The organism is Sporolactobacillus terrae DSM 11697 (genome assembly GCF_000648615.1).
Classification (GTDB): Bacteria; Bacillota; Bacilli; order Bacillales; family Sporolactobacillaceae; genus Sporolactobacillus; species Sporolactobacillus terrae.
Genome location: NZ_JFZC01000015.1, coordinates 1 through 16,619 on the forward strand (window position 1 = coordinate 1; position 16,619 = coordinate 16,619).

Genomic DNA, 16,619 nt, shown 5'->3' on the forward strand with positions numbered 1-16,619 from the left:
TCCATTATAAAGGAAAAGGGCCGTTGAATGTTTGATGAATCAAACATTCAACGGCCCAATGAATAGGTTGGACTTTTTCAGTGGCCTCCCTGCACTCCCGCAGGCGTCCCGCGCTTTCGTACTTCCTCAGGATGCGGTGACTTCTGCGTTGTGCACAGGATGTGCATGCCCTTAGCAGAAGTTCCTCTTACAATTAGCGAAAGTTCCTTTTGCAATTGGTAGAAGCTCCATTTTTATGCCGCTTATCGTTGTACTTCAAAGCAAGATCATAAACTTTCTTCCCTTACTAAGAAAAGCCTCTTCTCGTCACCAAGAAACGAGAAGAGGCTTTTTTATGATTCTATTATACTTTGGTGGTGAATTCCCGGTATAGCGCCATCGGTACTTCGTGATGCAGCGCAATTTCTGTTGTGATTGGCTTATTGCCCTTATAGCTGATTACATCACCGGTCCCGATGTAGATGAATGGTTCGGACTTTTGATCAATCGTCCGAAATTTTCGAATAAAAAGGTGGAGTGTGATACCATCTTCTTTATTATGAATGATATGATGACCTTGCACCGAATCTTGACGCTTTGTATTCGGTGATTCCCATTGAAAAAGGGTAGAACTAATAAAATGATCCTGATAATTAATGCTGTCCTTAATACCCTTTTCTTTATGTAGATCAATAAATAAGAAGTAGTTGTTACCGTTTGTTAACAGTCCGGAACCGCGAAAAGAACTCAACGTCTTTTGGTAATTCGATAACAATGCTGTTTCGATCATTGTATATTGCGCATAACGTTTGAAAAAAGGTGATCCATAATTCCGATGACCAAACATTTTCTCATAGCGATAAAGCCCGAAATTGAGTACATCAAGCATATACGCACTTTGCTGCTGATCTTCAAAAATTTTATCTAAGGGTTCTGATCTGATAAAAGCCTTTGTCCTCCGGTCATAGCTTCCTAACTTAATCTCTCGTGACTTTTGGCCCTGATCATCATAGGTTTGATTCAAATGTTCAAAGGCATGTACGAGCGACGTCTCGTCAAACGACTCAATAACTTTCAGCACTTCATTTTGCGCTTCCGCCCATGATATCGCGTGATGGTTCATCAGATAGCGAAGGACGACAAACTCATAGGGACGCTTAATCGGCAGCGTCATTGACAATTGACGTAGGACGGTGCTGAATGGCTCTTCATTTGCGAGCTGCTTTAGCTTATCCATTTTCTCAACGGTGGCGAGAAATGCAAGATAAGTTTTCTTATTATCGATAAATCTTATCGGATCTGGCGCATTTTCAAATCGTGCGTAATCCATTAAATAATACGGAATCGTCCGGTCTTCTGCACTGCGTACAAATTGTTTTTTAAATTCCAGGTACTCTTCTTTTAAATACTTCATCGCTCGGAAATTCTCTTGATTTAACTGTTCAATAATTCGTTTTTGTGAGATTCGGTCCATTTGAATATGCGTTGCACCGGGAAGATTGGGAAAACCGCGATCGACAGCGACCTTAAGGCTGTCCTTATCGTAAAAGCGCTTGCCACTGAGCGCAATCGCAATCAAAAAGGTTTTACTGTGATTGCCAATAAAGTCAAGCACAGTTAAAAAGGATTGTCCTTGATATTTTCTCAGACCGCGGCCAAGCTGTTGCATGAAGATAATCGGCGAATTCGTTGGCCGCAGCATCAGCACAAGATTTACCGACGGAATATCGACCCCTTCATTAAAGATGTCAACAGTGAAGATCACTTGTAGCGGATCATGATCATTCTCAAGCTTGTGAATCATTTCTTGCCGCTTCCACTGCGGATCATCCCCGGTCAAATAGGTGCTGACTACGCCACGTTGATTGAATTGCTCCGCCATGTATTGCGCATGATCCTTGGTCACGCAATAACCAAGACACTTGCATGAATCCCCGTCATAGCCGTAAAAGTTCATTTTTGCGATAATAAAATCTACGCGCTCATTTACCTTAAGCCGTTTTGCAACTTCGGCAACGTCATCGATTGAGACATCGGACAGATCGACACCGTCAACATCCGAAATCCCAAAATAATGAAACGGCAGCACAAGATCTTCTTCTAAAGCCTCATTCAGACGAACCTCAATTGCAATATTGTGGTCGAACAAGCCGAAAATATCACCGCGATCGCAGCGCTCAGGTGTCGCCGTCATACCCAGTAAAAATTTTGGTTCAAAATAATCCAAAACACGCGTATATGTAGGACTGGTTCCATGATGCGCTTCATCAATGATGATGTACTCAAAATAATCAGCGGCGAACTCTTGGTAATGATCTTTGATGGTTTGAATCGTTGTGAAAAGATACGGCTTTCCCTTATGATCTTTTATCGTACCGGTGAACATTCCCATCTTGTTCCCGCGACCAAGTAAGCGTTCAAACGTCTCTTTGGCTTTACGCAAAATTTCTTCTCGATGGACAATAAACAACATCGTTTTTGGCCTAACGTTTTGTACATCAAACGCCGCCATGTAGGTCTTCCCTGTACCTGTTGCTGAAATCACAAGCGCACGCGTTTCGCCATGATCCCTCAGCCGTTCGAGATTATCGATCGCTTGATGCTGCATCACATTTGGAACAATTTTCTGCATCGCAGAATTTCCATAACTTGAAAACGTTGGTTCCCTCGCAGCTGCAACCTGAGCCTTCAGCGATTCAATAAATCGCTCATACTTCTGCAGAAACAAGTCGTCTGCAACCGTACACTGCGCCCACAATGCGTTGTATTCATGAATCACCTTTTTCAGAAACGGCGCCTCACGTTTCGCCACCGTTGCCACGTTCCATTCAACATTACTCTTCAGCGCACTTTGCGTCATGTTTGAGGAACCAATCATAATCGTATAAGTATCTTGATTTTGAAAAAGATACACCTTGTTATGGAACCCTTTTGCCCGATCCGCTTCAAAAACACGAAGCTCAATATTATCAAACTTCTTAATCCGTTTCAGCGCCTTCGGCTCGGTGAAATTTAAGTACGTCGAGGTCATGATCTTCCCTCTGACCCCGCGCTCACGCAGCTCCTTTAAATGGTCAAGTAGCAGCTGCAGCCCGCTGTAATTAATGAATGCGACACTAAAGTAGAACGCTTCACATGTCGAAAACGCCTGCTGCAATTCATATAAGAACGTTTGTCCATTCGAATTGGTGATGAGTTTGTTGTTCATAACTCGATCAATCCTTCATTATCATGATTGCGGTACTATTTGATCTAAATTATTCATTTAAGTAACTTCGAAATACCAACGATAATAAATAAAAATCAAATCTCCATTTGGATAGCATAAGCTTGATGAATGAGTGGATACACATCATCCAATTGTACAGGTGAAAAAATTTTGATCTCACTTTCTCCCGTTGCCCAATGGCCAATACCTCGCAAATCTCTGAGCAGACCTTTAGGATCTGTTAATTCATCCACAGAAGCATTAATATTCACTGAAATGCCCTCTTTTGTGAACATAACACTAGTAAGATTACTTCTAAAACGGAAGACAACATAATGCTTATTATATTTAACGGTAATATCAGCATTCAGATTTATTAAATAGTCTTGAATGGCTGTAAAAAGTTCTAGATTTGGTTTCGATCGAAACTCATAATCTTCAATAGTATAGGAAACGTTATCAACCGTTTCTTCTCTTTGCTCACAATAATCTGGAGATACACTTGGGTATTGCCAAATGTTCAGAGTTCGTCTGGAAAGCAAATTTCCTCGTCGATCAATTGCACTAGGATCCCACTGCTCTACTTCAGCTAACATTCGATTCAATCGTATCGGACTATAAATAAATCCGTTTTTCATTTTTCTTTTTCCTTCGAATTCTTGATTACTCAATTCGGAGTTATAACGGGTAAGTGTTAGATTGCCAAGCCTGTTCAAATACTGAGTATGAATGGTTTTCCAATCTTGCCCGAGTATTTCTTTCCACTTTTCATTTAACGTTTGAGGCATAATATGTTCAATCGAGTACTTGTTAAGATCAATGATTTCTTTTGTGTCAAAGTTTTCGAGTTTGCTCAATAAGTATTTTGAGCGTTGAAAATTATAAATATCCTTTATTTTCAGCTCTCTTTCAAATTCCTCATCTGATGGAAAGCGCTTATATGAATCTAATTGAAGAAGTTCATAGCAAAAGCTGTCCAAATAATGCGCTTTATCGATTTTGGCATTCAATGTGGCAAATGTCTTATTTAAAGAATTCGTTGGGATACCTACTACTGCTCTTCTGAACACATACGATTCAACAAGGCGATAAATGGTAATCAGTTGTTCTTGATTTATTACCTTGTTATCGAAATCATGATAGGTTTGAACCAAAAATGGATAGGCAACATTTACCCTTAACTCGTTAATCTCTTGCATCAATGCGTTCACTTTTTGATTTGGCGTAACGGCTGATAACAAATCAGCAAAGATTTTGCTATAATCATAAAAATCTTTAACGACTTGTTCCAAGCCTAACTTTGATATGGCGCTTTTAAAGTATCGTTTAAACGACTCATAGATTCTGTCCTGGCGTGGGATTCGACCAGTTTTAATCGTTAAGTAATCCCTTGAGAAACGATCAAAGGCATTTTCGGGATGATCCGTAAACAACTGCTCAATTTTCAACCAATATTTCCGGTACATCGTGGATTGTAATTTCGGATCTAAATCCATGAGTATATAATTTCGAATTAAATCGCTTTGCGATAAATCTAATCCAGTCGAGTTAAGACTTTCAAAAATTAATTGAGGGTTGTCCTTTCCTTGTTCAAGACTTACATCGATGATCATCAGTTTCTTTAAACCTTCATAGACGACTTTAAGTTCTGATTTCATCATTTCATTGAAGAAATAATTGTAATTCTGTACAATACGACTTTCTTTGTAAGCGTCTATCGCAGCTTTATCAGAATCTAAAATTGATCTTATGGCTTGGTTATCGCCTTCTGTTAAAACCAATTTATAAAATAAGTCATCTTCTTCATCACTGTTCACAAGATAATAGTTCGTCAACTTTCTCGTCGAAATTCCAATTTCCTTTTTCTGAATTTCCAATGCATTTCTAAGCGCCAAGATCATTAGGGACAGAGTCGTTAATCGTTGCTGTCCATCGATGATGCTTAATTGATTAATTACAGCTGCATGAAAGACATCTTTTGTTATGTAAACAATTGAACCCGTAAAATGCCCGAAACTTTCATCATCTTTTCCAGCCACAAGAACATCTTGAAGTAATTTTTTACATTGCGGGATTGACCAGCTATATTTTCTTTGATAAATGGGCACAACGAATTGACTCGGTGATTGAAGAAATTTTAAAAAGTTTTGCTCAACAGCTTTCAAGGTATCGTTCACCAACCTCAATCATTTGATTACTGAATTTCATTGTTATTTTCATAACTTATAATCTTCACTATCCTCAGCCGCCTGCTGAGCAAGCATCCCATCATAGGTTAGGTTCTCTGCTACGTTTCCGGACATGCGATTTACTTGTTTCATCACAATTTCAAGTGCGTCTTCTGCTTGATCCGGTGGATAATTGTATTTCTTCAAGAGTCTACGGATGGTTCGACGCATCATCGCCTGTGCTTGTTCACGGATGTTAAAATCAATGGTTACGTTCTTTCTAATTGATTCTGTTAGTTCTTGAGCAATCGTTTTCAACGTGTCATCGTCATAGAAATCTTGAACGGCTTCATCTTTGGACAGCGCGTAATAGAAGGCAATTTCATCTCTATTCAATCCTAGTTTTGCCTCATCCTCACCCATTTTGCGAATTTGTTTCGCCATGCGTATCAGTTCTTCAATGACTTCAGCATTCGTAATGGATTGGTTGCGGTATTTATTAAGCGAGCGTTTCAGCTTTTCTGAGAAGAGTTCTGATTTGACAAGGTTGGTTCGCGACATGACTTTGATTTCGCCTTCGAGCAGCTTTTTCAGCATTTCGCGAGCCAAATTCTTTGTTTTTAATGCTTTTACTTCTTGGAGAAAATGTTCATCAAGCAAGGAGATTTCCGGCTGCTTCAGGCCAAGCGTTTGGAAGACATCGATCACATCTTCAGAAATAATCGAGCGTTCAAGCAATTGATTGATCCGTTGTTCAATGACATGTTTGCTTGGCGGTGTCTTGGATCCGTGTTGAAGCTTAATCAAGCTTGCTTTTACTGCCTTGAAGTACCCTACTTCCATCGTCACAGCTTTTCCAGCTTCGGTAGCAGAAACAAGCCCATGTGCTTTACCAAGTTCGGTGGCATATTGAATGAAATCTTTTTGCTCTTTTTCATCTTTGCCGAGGATAAAATTCATGCCTTCTGCAATCGTTCGCATGCGCGTACGTGCCGAAGTCGAGAAATAGCCGCTATAATCAAATCCATGCATCATACTCTGAACGATTTCCAGTTTCTCTTTCATGACTGCAATCGCAGCTGACGTATCAATTCCTGTATTCTTCCGATCACTGTCTGTGTACTGATTCAATGCTCGCTTCAAGCTCTCAAGAATGCCAATATAGTCAACAACCACGCCGCCCTCTTTATCTTTAAATACGCGGTTAACGCGGGCAATTGCTTGCATGAGGTTGTGACCTTTCATCGGCTTATCAATATACATCGTGTTTAGTGACGGGACATCGAATCCTGTTAACCACATATCACGAACAATCACAAGCTTAAGCGGGTCACCGTTGTCCTTCATCCGTTTTGCCAGGGTATCACGGCGCTGTTTTCCCCCGACATGTTTTTGCAGCCGTTCACTGTCCGCCGCACTGCCTGTCATCACAACTTTTATTTTTCCTTTATTTAAATCGTCACTGTGCCAGTCTGGTCGCAGCGCCACAATTGCGTCGTACAAATCCACACAAATCTTACGACTCATGCAGACAATCATCGCTTTCCCAGACATGACCTCTTCTTTGGCTTCAAAATGCTGAACAATATCCGCAGCAAGTCTCTTGATCCGATTGGGTGAGCCGACAACTGCTTCAAGACGTGACCATTTTGATTTATTTTTTTCCCGTGCGGTTTCTTCAAGTCCTTCGGTAATTTCATTGAATTCATCATCCAGAACCTGCATCACATCATCATCAGCTTCAAGCTTAATCACGCGATTCTCGTAATAAATTTTAACGGTTGCCTTGTCCTCAACTGAACGCGTCATATCATAAATATCAATATAATTGCCAAATACGGCAGGTGTCGATTTATCATCAAATTCAATCGGCGTTCCAGTAAAACCGATATAGGAAGCATTTGGCAACGCATCACGCATATACTTGGCATAGCCAAACTTTATTGTCCCTGTTTTCAAATTTGTTTTCGCCTCAAGCCCATACTGGCTGCGGTGCGCCTCATCTGCAATAATAATCACGTTACGCCGATCTGTTAAAATCGGCATTTCTCCAGCTTCAGGCTTGAACTTTTGAATCGTCGTGAAAATAATCCCGCCAGATTGTCGTTCATTGAGCAGATCATATAATCCATTTACTTCGCGCGAGTGATCGCTTGCAAGGATCTTCTTCTGCTCATCCGTTAATTTTCGGACATCTGCCTGTTTCGGCTCCTGCCTTAGAATCTCTTGAGCCTTGGAGAAGGTTGTATAGAGCTGATCATCCAGATCATTCCGGTCGGTAATGACAATGATCGTGGGATTATTTAACTGGCGAACAAGTGCCGCAGTGTAAAAGACCATCGTGAAACTCTTTCCAGAACCCTGCGTGTGCCAAACGACACCAATTTTTCGATTGCCCGTGCTGCTCGTCGCCATTCTCGTTTTCTCAATTGCTTTTTTCACCGCAAAATATTGATGATAGGCAGCTAAAATTTTAATCAGCGATTTTTTTGCCCCAAACTTTTTACCCTTTGCATCATAACTTTCCGAACGCGTGGTTTGAAATAAGATAAAATGCGTCACAATATCGATCAAACGTGATTGCTCAAGCATCCCGTGAAACAGTGTCTCGTATTGAGGCATCGAAAGCGGGGCTACATTTTGACCGTCATCACTGCGCCAGTTCATGAATCGTTCGAAGTTAGACGTGATTGTACCCGCCTTAGCATTGATCCCATCGGATAGAATACAAAATGCGTTGTAATGAAACAGCGATGGGATATCCCTCTTGTACGTTTGAATTTGATTATAAGCATGCTCAATGCCAACATTGTCGTCCGAGGCTGATTTCAGTTCAATCACGACAAGCGGCAGCCCATTAATAAATAGAATCAAGTCAGGGCGTCTATTCTTCAAACCAATAATGGTGAATTGATTCACTGCGAGAAAGTCATTATTCTCAACGTGCTCAGAATCAACGATGTACACGCGTTTCGTTCGAATGATATGGTCTTCCTTGTAAGAAACGTCGATCCCTTCTGTAAGCATCCGGTGAAAATAATGGTTATTTTCCGCTAAAGATGGATTATTAAACGTGATCACCTGTCGAAACGCATCATCCAGAGCCTCTCGCGGAATTCCTGGATTGATGCGTATTAATGCATCACGTACCCGACTTTCAAGGATCACTTCTTTATAATCCTTTCGTTCTGGATAATCGCCGTCACAGGCAATATCAGGCCCTGATTGATACTCATAGCCTAGTTCTTCTAAAATTTCTATGGCCGCTTGTTCCAAGCTGTCTTCAGTAAAACTTTCTGGAACACTCATGGGTACGCTCCCCCTTTCTATTTAAAAAGCTTCTTCAGCAATGCAAAAAGATCAAAAGACGTACGCTGATAAACCTTGTTGTATCCATATTTCTTCGGATTCCGAATCCATCCGTAACCACGTGGCATTTTTAAACCGATACAATGAATCAATTGCCGTTTGAGACTCGTTCGCGCGGATATTCTTCGTTTCAAACTCGGTTTTCTCATACCAAATTTCATCGATGGACACCTCTTTTATCAGGCTCATAGGTTAGAAGATCGTTAATAAAACCGCGAAATAGCGAATACTGGGCAAAATTACCAAAAAAGTAATAGATAAACACTAATTTTCTTAAATTTCTTCCATCGGAACGCGAATCTCTCCAGACATCAGTTTTGGGAGGAGAGTGTCTCTTAAAATCACTAGTCTTTCATTTTCAATAACATTATTATTTACCCTATTGAAAATTGCTGAGGAAACTTTTTTAAATAACATTAAGGTATTATTATTAGGAAATATGACCTTTATTTTTGAGAAACTATCTTTTCTATAGAATAATCTTGCACTTCCAGTTTCCCAATTCGAGGCAACCTTCTGAGCTTCTTTAACAAGATAGTACAAAAATAGTTGTGGAATCTGCCCGTCTTTTGATCTAAATCTCCACATATTTTGATTTTGTAAAGAGCCTTCTGTATTCCTTAGTACCATCCCTATTTTTCCTATACTTGCTCCAACCATAACTAAGGCTACATCAAAATTTTTTAAAATGTATTTTTCATACTTTTCACTTCTGTATTTTTGTGGCAGATATACTAAATTATTATTAGTAAAATAGCCATTTTCGCCAATATTCAAAGTCCTTAAAACTTTCACTCCATCTGCAACATAGTCTGAAGCCTTGAAAGCAAATCCGTTTTGAATTTCCGATATGCTTCCAAGATCACTAACCTCCCACCTTCTCGGAATCAACCCGAGTTCGCTTTCAACCATTTCTCCACCGCTAGATTTATAGGATCTTCCCTCTTCATTTGGAAATTCAAAATCAACAAACCAATGTTTGAAAATTGCTTGAGCCATTGCTTCTAAATTTTGATTTGTGCAAGCATTTCATAATAAAATTAATAATCTTATGCAAAATATTAACATGAAAATTTTGATTTATTCTATTATTCAACTCAATTTTTTCGTCTATAGTTGAAAGAATGTATGCTACTTTTTTCTGAATCCTCTTGGGCGGAAATTTCATAGGAGTATTCTTAATTAAATCTACCTGTGCTCTTTGCCTGCCAGAAGTACCTGTCATTGATTTAATTGCAATATCTCTTAAGTTTGGAGATATGGCCAAATAATAGATAAAGTCATTAACTGTGTACTCTTTCTTTTCTCTTAGGACAATAAATTCAGTAGATCCAAAACCTACTTCATCCTTTTCTAAGACTGTGACTTGTGCAGTTTTACCATTTTCGAGACAAGGGGTTATCCTTGCCAATAAGGTGTCTCCATTTCTAAATTTAGTACCACTTGTATACTTTGTGATCTCAAAACCGCGAATATATCTTTGAAGTGGATGTAGCTTATCCATCCCAATCTTCTTTGCCAATTCACCTTTTTTTAGCTTTTCATTAGGATTAAATTCAATAACATCACCTAATCGAACCTTTTGCCATTCATCAGAACTCATAGTCGATCCCCCAAGGTCTATCTTTAATCTTTAAATTCGTTTTTTTCTAAACTCAGCAGTTAAATTATCTAATTCATCCTATATATTTTCTGTGAGCATTTTTCACATTTACTTGATTCACCATTGCATATTGCAAGGTTGTATCTATTCGTTGATGTCCCAGTAGATGTTGGACTTGTTCGATGGGCATCCCTTTGTCAATCGCTGCTGTAGCTAGTGTTCTTCTAAATTTATGTGGATACACTCTTTCTTCAGTAACTGATTTTCCTATTTTTTTCAATCTTGCTTCTACACCACCAATAGTTAACCGGTAATGAGGTGTATTTAAGGCTACAAATAATGCTGGATTTTTATCATGCCGTTCACTTAGATAATGCATTAAATGTATTTTCGTTCGTGCATCAAAATAAACGAGCCGTTCTTTGCTCCCCTTGCCCAAAACCACGCATTCCCGTTCATGAAAATTAATGTCCGATTTATTTAATTTGACGAGCTCGCCGACACGCATCCCGGTTGAGGCAAGGAGATCGATCAAAGCAAGGTCTCTTGATTTAACACAGGAATCTCTCATCTTCTCTAGCATTTCATCAGAATACGTTTCTTTTACGAGTTTATCAGTTTTTACTTTATGGATTCGTCGCACGGGGCTTTTCATGATCAACTCTTCATCCTCAAGCCAGGAAAAGAAACTCGATAAAATTCTTCTTATATTATCAATGGTTACTTTGCTCACTCTTCTCACATCATGATATTCTGCCAAATAGTTTCTTAAATCCTCAGTAGTAATTCGTGTTATGTCTTTACCAACTGATGCCAACATACGATCAATGGTCTTTTTATAGTAATCTAATGACTTACTTGAGCACCCTTCTACCTTTTTAGATGAAAGGAAGCCGTTGACCCTTGTCGTATTGTTTAGAATATAATTACTAGTTTCATTATCCCTTTCCATTTCTAGTGATACTCCAGCAAAACATTCCAGCAAAACATCTTTTAGTTTCAACATTTGATGATTGTCCAAGTGGGCGACCATTCGGTTAAGTACGTCATTGATCATTTCGTTTTTCATGACTTCCTCCAATTTGCATTTATTACTAATCTTATAATGATTTTGCATAATTGGAGAAATATAAACACTAATTTTTTTGTTCAGCCACTTCCATCGGAACACGAATCTCCCCAGACATCAGTTTTGGGAGGAGGATGTCTCTTATTTCAATCAACATTCTAGATTCCTCTCGTAATTTTATTTGTTTATTAAGCAACTGTGAAAATATCGAATTGGCTAGCTTGTAAATAGCCAAATTTGGAATAGTCACTAAAGAATCTTTCAGATCTTTTCTTTTGATATGACCCATTGTGGTAGCTTTATCTTTAGCAATCCCAATAAACTTATTTAGATGATGTTTGGTCCAATAAAAATAAAACCATTTATCATAATTCGTTGATCTAACCTTAAAAAGATGCTGATTTAGACCACATATACCCCCACACCATATATCAACAACGAGGCTGCCTGACCAAGAAAAAATTACGTCTCCATTATTGATTCTATATTGCGAATCAATATTCGATGAACAAATATCACTCTCACTATCAATAAACCCTTGTTTTAATTCTTTAATTTTAAGAACCGGTATACTTTTCTCATCTTCACGTGGTCTATACTTTTTCATTGCTAAACCGTTTATGTAATCCGCAACCTTATCCAATGATTTAATAGACCACCCTTTAGGAACCAATCCAAGTTCACTCTCAACCATTTCTCCACCGCTAGATTTATAGGATCTTCCCTCTTCATTTGGAAACTCAAAATCAACAAACCAATGTTTGAAAATTGCTTGAGCCATTGCTTCTAAATTTTGATTTATCCTTGTATTGATTCCAATTTTATCGTCAATAGTTGACAGAACAGTAGAAATAAATTCTTGTTCTCTAATTTTGGGAACAGGTATCTTAAATGATTCAATCATTCCTTTTGTTAATGCAGCACGAGTTCCTCCCATTCTTGCTAAAGATAACATGGATTCTTGCATGAAAGGGGTAACCAAATAGTATTTTAAGAAATCCGGTAATAAATATTTCTGATCTGGTCTAATTATTGCAACATGTTGATTCACGCGACCACCTACATACTTTAGAGGGACTTTCGTACATCTTGCCACAGAATCACCAGTGATATTTAGTAAAACGTCGTCTTTTTTGATCTCTACATTCATTAATTTTCTTGCTTTTTCTTTATCAATGAAAGCTAATCCGCCAGCATTAAATAGATTATTATATATATTTTGGCTTCTTATAAAAGGCACTCCATATTGTTGATATACTTTTTTGCCTCCCTTAGGAGTCGCACCACTCCCAATCTTTATCGTTATTTCTGATAACTTCTTACAGCTCCATTCATCTAATCTCATACCCAATCCCCCTCAAATTCTTCCTGATCTCTTCTTCGAGTTTGTGAGATTGGTCGAATAGATCGCTCAACTCGCTGGTTAATTGATTCATTTTTTCATCAAATGGAACGCCATCGTCTTGTTCTTCCGCGATCCCTACATAGCGCCCAGGTGTCAGTATATAATCATTTTCTTTCACTTCGTCGAGTGTTGCTGATTTACAGAATCCCTTCATATCTTCATACTTTCCGTCTTTGTTTCGCCATTCGTGATAAGTACCGGCAATTTTTTCGATATTTTCAAGGCTCAACTCGCGGTGGCGGCGATCGATCATTTCTCCGAGCTCACGAGCATCGAGAAACAGGATTTCATGTTCGCGGTTCCGATGCTTTGTGCTGCCTTTCTTGTTACGATTAAGTATCCATAGCGAAACCGGGATACCCGTGGAATAGAATAATTTATCCGGCATGGCGACGATGCAGTCAACGAGATCAGCCTCAAGAAGATTTTTCCGGATCGCGCCTTCATTGGATGTATTCGTACTGAGCGATCCATTGGCAAGCACGACACCCGCAATACCCCTTGGTGATAAGTGGTAAACCATATGTTCAAGCCAAGCATAGTTGGCGTTTCCTTTCGGCGGTACCCCATATGCCCAACGCACATCATCAACCAACTGCTCTCCGCCCCAATCACTGATATTAAATGGAGGATTGGCGAGAATGAAATCTGCTTTTAAATTTTTGTGCAGATCATTATGAAAGGTATCATCGTGATGTGGGCCAATATTTCCAGACAATCCGCGGATCGCCAAATTCATTTTGCATATTTTCCACGTGGTTGCATTCAGTTCCTGACCATAAATAGCAAGATCTGCAATTCTTCCCTGGCGCTCTGCAACAAATTTTTCACTTTGTACGAACATACCACCTGACCCGCAGCAAGGATCATAGACCCGGCCTTTAAAGGGTTCAATCATGGAAACCAGTGTTTTTACCACGCCAGTTGGCGTATAGAATTCTCCGCCGCCTTTGCCTTCCGCTGCCGCAAATTTTGCGAGGAAGTATTCATACACGCGGCCGAGCAAATCTTTTTCTTCGTTATCGTACAGCTTAATGGTTGAAATAAGATCGACCAATTCACCGAGTCTTCGTTTGTCAAGTTCTGGGCGTGCGTACCGTTTCTCAAGCACATTTTTAAGCGTAGCATTTTCTTTTTCAATCAGAATCATCGCATCATCAATGATCTGACCGATTTTCTCGCTTTTCGCATGATCGCGAATATGACCCCATCGTGCTTCTTTTGGTACCCAGAAAATGTTTTCTGCTAAGTATTCGTCAATCTCTTCTTCGAACCCCTCGCCTTCTTCGACGAGTGCATTGTATTTCATTTCGAACTTGTCCGATATGTATTTGAGGAAGATCAGCCCAAGCACTACATGCTTATAATCGGTGGCTTCCATACTGCCACGCAATTTGTCGGCTGCCTTCCACAAGGTTTCTTCAAAGCCAATATTTGCTGTTGATTTTGCCATAATCTTGTCGCTCCTCAATAGTTGTAATCATCAAGCACTTCAAACAGTGCCGCTTCGAACTCTTCCTGTTCCGGACCGGTTGAAATGTCTCCAGGCAAGACGTTTAAATAATGGGCTAGTCCTTGTATGGTCTTCTGTAAAATAATTTCGGATTCTGCTTGTTCTAGCAATTCCAGAATGATTCGGTACGTATCCATATAGGGATGATCATCAACCTGTTCCAAGGATTTTTTGAATCGTTGTACAAGTTTCGTCTTCTCAATCGTTCGGTCGATCCTGTTAATCTCTTCTCGATCATAGATTGGAACGGCGTCCAACTTTTCTGCTCCAGGACGAAGCACATCCTCATGCCGTTTAATAATCGGTTGTAATTCGGCTTTAAGCTTTTCTTTTTGCAGCTCCAGTTTTTCAAGTTCATTTAATTCTTTCGACAGATACGATCGATCGACATGAAAAAGCTGCTCCAAAGTCGGCAGATATTTCTTCGGTATCTTCTGTTTGCCCTTAAGCCATAAATTAATATTTTGTTTTTTTATCCCTAACCGATCAGCGAGCTCCAGCTGCTGCATGGTGTAAAGCCCAAGCAGATACTCCAAGCCTATCAATCCATCACCACCAATTTGGGCTTTCTTATTGACTCGGTTGATTTTATTTTAGAATCATTTATTGACTGAGTCAATATTTTCTGCTATTAATTATTTTGTGAGGTTAACCCAATTCAATTTATTAGATCATGCATTCCGGAAATGCACCAATCATGCTGTTTATTCATCCGAAGTATGTCTGCAGCTTACTTCTATTATGTACATCAATGTACTTCTAAGCAATACGCTTGAATTTTTTAAATGAATCATGATCGCGCATAACTCAGGAGGCGATAAAAAGATGCAACTTGCCATGATCCCTATTTCAGGCAACCATACAGAACCATTGACTGCCAACGTACAAAATAAGATTGTCAAAACAATGAAGCATATGGAGCTCGAGGTCGAACGTTTAGCTGGTTCAAAGCTTGCACTTGATCAGGCAAAGCAGATCATTATTACGCAACAACTTGAGGGGATGAAAACCGTCATTCAATTGGCTGGATACACACTGATTTACCAATAATTAACTCAGTTTGGGAGGGTTCATTTTGAAAAGAATAGTTGGTTTAACAATAAGTTTACTTCTGATATTCACATTAGCTGCTTGCACCGAGGATGTTACCGTCGGCAGCGGTGACTCGTCTGCATCGCAAACTGAATCATCGAGCAAAGCCTCAAAAGAAAAGATTCATAAGCAAACGAAATTAGATTTCACTAACACGGCAGCTGGACAAACGACAAAAGTTGACTCTGCTGAGATCAAACAGGTTTCGGACTTAAACCTCATAGACAATGAAATGGATCAAGTCGATTTTGTGCTCCTCATTCATATGAGCGTTTCAAATAAGGCGAAGGATGAAGCGACCACATATCCTTCGCAAGGTCATGTCGTACTTGAAGATGGTACGCAAATTGATGGACTAATGGGTGCAGATGTCACGGTTGATGATGCATTCAAAGATGGCGAAATCGCAAGCGGTGCAACAAAATCAGGCTATGTCTTGTTCCCATTAAAAGAGAAGCAAGCAAAGCAATTTAAAAAAGGTGCTTTCAAGTTTGATGTGATCGCTGGCGATGAGATGCTTACTCAAAAGAATTATAGTGTTGCCATTCAATTCTAACTCATGGGAAAGAAGGCTTTTCGTTTGAAAAAAAGACTCACAATTAATAACGTAACGGGTGTTGCAGACATCATCATGGCTTTTCTGATTATGATTTCCTGGTTTGCTGTTCTCTTTGCAGCGGTAGGCGATGCAGCAACAGGAACTCATGCAACGGGCGGTGTTGGCAGTTTCTTTTACATTTGTGCCGGAATCACACTGATTCTGCATATTATTGCATGGATCAAATCAAAAAAAGCAGGAATATCGGTTGTTGGGCATGTACTCGGAATTATTGGGATGGCTTGTTTTTTGATCACAATGTTTCTCGCTTTCCCTGCTTTTGTTTTAGCAATACTTGCAGCAATTTTTACATTGCTCCAAAAAAATAGAGACAAGTGAGGTAATCCTAATGGCGACGAATGGAAAACCAGGTAAAGGAAGGCATGGCGCTGTAAGAAATAGGATACAGTATTACAACCCAAAAACGAAACAATGGATTAAAGCAGATCGAGGTTCAAATACTTTTTTAAATGTAAAAAACGATGGCACTTCATTCAAAGGCGTCACAAAAAAGTAAACATCGAACGTAGTGTTGCTTTGCTTTTGAATGGAAAGATCCCTGCTTTTTCAAGAATTTTAAGGTGCTTTACCATTTCGCATACACCGAATAATGTC

14 protein-coding genes are annotated in these 16,619 nt (G+C 39.4%); 4 read left to right on the plus strand and 10 right to left on the minus strand.

Features of this window, described 5'->3' with window-relative positions:
- Positions 1 to 343 precede the first annotated feature (343 nt).
- The 10 genes from AA84_RS0102050 to AA84_RS0102095 form a co-directional block, all read right to left on the minus strand.
- A complete protein-coding gene (locus AA84_RS0102050; RefSeq protein WP_028975817.1) occupies positions 344 to 3,187 on the minus strand; it encodes a DEAD/DEAH box helicase in 2,844 nt (947 codons plus the stop codon).
- A 95-nt stretch (positions 3,188 to 3,282) separates the two neighbouring features.
- Entirely contained in the window at positions 3,283 to 5,352 is a 2,070-nt protein-coding gene (locus AA84_RS0102055) for a DUF262 and DUF1524 domain-containing protein (RefSeq protein ID WP_028975818.1), read from the minus strand.
- A 51-nt stretch (positions 5,353 to 5,403) separates the two neighbouring features.
- A complete protein-coding gene (locus AA84_RS0102060) occupies positions 5,404 to 8,664 on the minus strand; it encodes a type I restriction endonuclease subunit R (protein WP_028975819.1) in 3,261 nt (1,086 codons plus the stop codon).
- Between the two features lie 17 nt (positions 8,665 to 8,681).
- Positions 8,682 to 8,885: a hypothetical protein gene (locus AA84_RS0102065; protein WP_028975820.1), complete on the minus strand. Its 204-nt coding sequence runs from the start codon at positions 8,883 to 8,885 to the stop codon at positions 8,682 to 8,684.
- A 112-nt stretch (positions 8,886 to 8,997) separates the two neighbouring features.
- Positions 8,998 to 9,723: a restriction endonuclease subunit S gene (locus AA84_RS18220; protein WP_051577768.1), complete on the minus strand. Its 726-nt coding sequence runs from the start codon at positions 9,721 to 9,723 to the stop codon at positions 8,998 to 9,000.
- Complete coding sequence (locus AA84_RS18225; protein ID WP_081791704.1) at positions 9,689 to 10,327, minus strand: restriction endonuclease subunit S; 639 nt, start codon at positions 10,325 to 10,327, stop codon at positions 9,689 to 9,691. Before AA84_RS18225 ends, AA84_RS18220 begins: the two co-directional genes overlap by 35 nt.
- Positions 10,328 to 10,400: 73 nt before the next feature.
- Entirely contained in the window at positions 10,401 to 11,396 is a 996-nt protein-coding gene (xerA, locus tag AA84_RS0102080; RefSeq protein WP_028975821.1) for a site-specific tyrosine recombinase/integron integrase, read from the minus strand.
- Positions 11,397 to 11,463: 67 nt separating this feature from the next.
- Positions 11,464 to 12,741: a restriction endonuclease subunit S gene (locus AA84_RS18520; RefSeq protein WP_037562717.1), complete on the minus strand. Its 1,278-nt coding sequence runs from the start codon at positions 12,739 to 12,741 to the stop codon at positions 11,464 to 11,466.
- On the minus strand, positions 12,728 to 14,254 hold the full coding sequence (locus tag AA84_RS0102090) for a class I SAM-dependent DNA methyltransferase (RefSeq protein ID WP_028975822.1): 1,527 nt from the start codon (positions 14,252 to 14,254) through the stop codon (positions 12,728 to 12,730). The genes AA84_RS18520 and AA84_RS0102090 overlap by 14 nt, the downstream gene beginning before the upstream one ends.
- Positions 14,255 to 14,268: 14 nt before the next feature.
- Entirely contained in the window at positions 14,269 to 14,859 is a 591-nt protein-coding gene (locus AA84_RS0102095; RefSeq protein ID WP_010025529.1) for a YdaS family helix-turn-helix protein, read from the minus strand.
- 280 nt (positions 14,860 to 15,139) lie between these two features.
- On the opposite strand from AA84_RS0102095, the gene AA84_RS0102100 reads away from it, so the two are divergent.
- From AA84_RS0102100 to AA84_RS19155, 4 genes are read left to right on the plus strand one after another with little or no spacing between them, the layout of a single operon-like run.
- Complete coding sequence (locus tag AA84_RS0102100; protein ID WP_028975823.1) at positions 15,140 to 15,364, plus strand: hypothetical protein; 225 nt, start codon at positions 15,140 to 15,142, stop codon at positions 15,362 to 15,364.
- A 25-nt stretch (positions 15,365 to 15,389) separates the two neighbouring features.
- Entirely contained in the window at positions 15,390 to 15,962 is a 573-nt protein-coding gene (locus tag AA84_RS0102105) for a DUF4352 domain-containing protein (RefSeq protein WP_028975824.1), read from the plus strand.
- A 24-nt stretch (positions 15,963 to 15,986) separates the two neighbouring features.
- On the plus strand, positions 15,987 to 16,343 hold the full coding sequence (locus tag AA84_RS0102110; RefSeq protein WP_028975825.1) for a hypothetical protein: 357 nt from the start codon (positions 15,987 to 15,989) through the stop codon (positions 16,341 to 16,343).
- A gap of 10 nt (positions 16,344 to 16,353) precedes the next feature.
- Positions 16,354 to 16,521 carry a hypothetical protein gene (locus tag AA84_RS19155; protein ID WP_164875498.1) on the plus strand — a complete coding sequence of 56 codons (168 nt, stop codon included), beginning with the start codon at positions 16,354 to 16,356 and terminating at the stop codon, positions 16,519 to 16,521.
- The last annotated feature ends 98 nt before the right edge of the window (positions 16,522 to 16,619 follow it).

What these genes read in the sequence shown, in the direction of transcription:
- AA84_RS0102050 (WP_028975817.1), bottom strand. Translation starts at nt 3,187, where the DNA reads ATGAACAACAAACTCATCACCAATTCGAATGGACAAACGTTCTTATAT.
- AA84_RS0102060 (WP_028975819.1), bottom strand. Translation starts at nt 8,664, where the DNA reads ATGAGTGTTCCAGAAAGTTTTACTGAAGACAGCTTGGAACAAGCGGCC.
- AA84_RS0102065 (WP_028975820.1), bottom strand. Translation starts at nt 8,885, where the DNA reads ATGAAATTTGGTATGAGAAAACCGAGTTTGAAACGAAGAATATCCGCG.
- AA84_RS18220 (WP_051577768.1), bottom strand. Translation starts at nt 9,723, where the DNA reads ATGGCTCAAGCAATTTTCAAACATTGGTTTGTTGATTTTGAATTTCCA.
- AA84_RS18225 (WP_081791704.1), bottom strand. Translation starts at nt 10,327, where the DNA reads ATGAGTTCTGATGAATGGCAAAAGGTTCGATTAGGTGATGTTATTGAA.
- xerA (WP_028975821.1), bottom strand. Translation starts at nt 11,396, where the DNA reads ATGAAAAACGAAATGATCAATGACGTACTTAACCGAATGGTCGCCCAC.
- AA84_RS18520 (WP_037562717.1), bottom strand. Translation starts at nt 12,741, where the DNA reads ATGAGATTAGATGAATGGAGCTGTAAGAAGTTATCAGAAATAACGATA.
- AA84_RS0102090 (WP_028975822.1), bottom strand. Translation starts at nt 14,254, where the DNA reads ATGGCAAAATCAACAGCAAATATTGGCTTTGAAGAAACCTTGTGGAAG.
- AA84_RS0102100 (WP_028975823.1), top strand. Translation starts at nt 15,140, where the DNA reads ATGCAACTTGCCATGATCCCTATTTCAGGCAACCATACAGAACCATTG.
- AA84_RS19155 (WP_164875498.1), top strand. Translation starts at nt 16,354, where the DNA reads ATGGCGACGAATGGAAAACCAGGTAAAGGAAGGCATGGCGCTGTAAGA.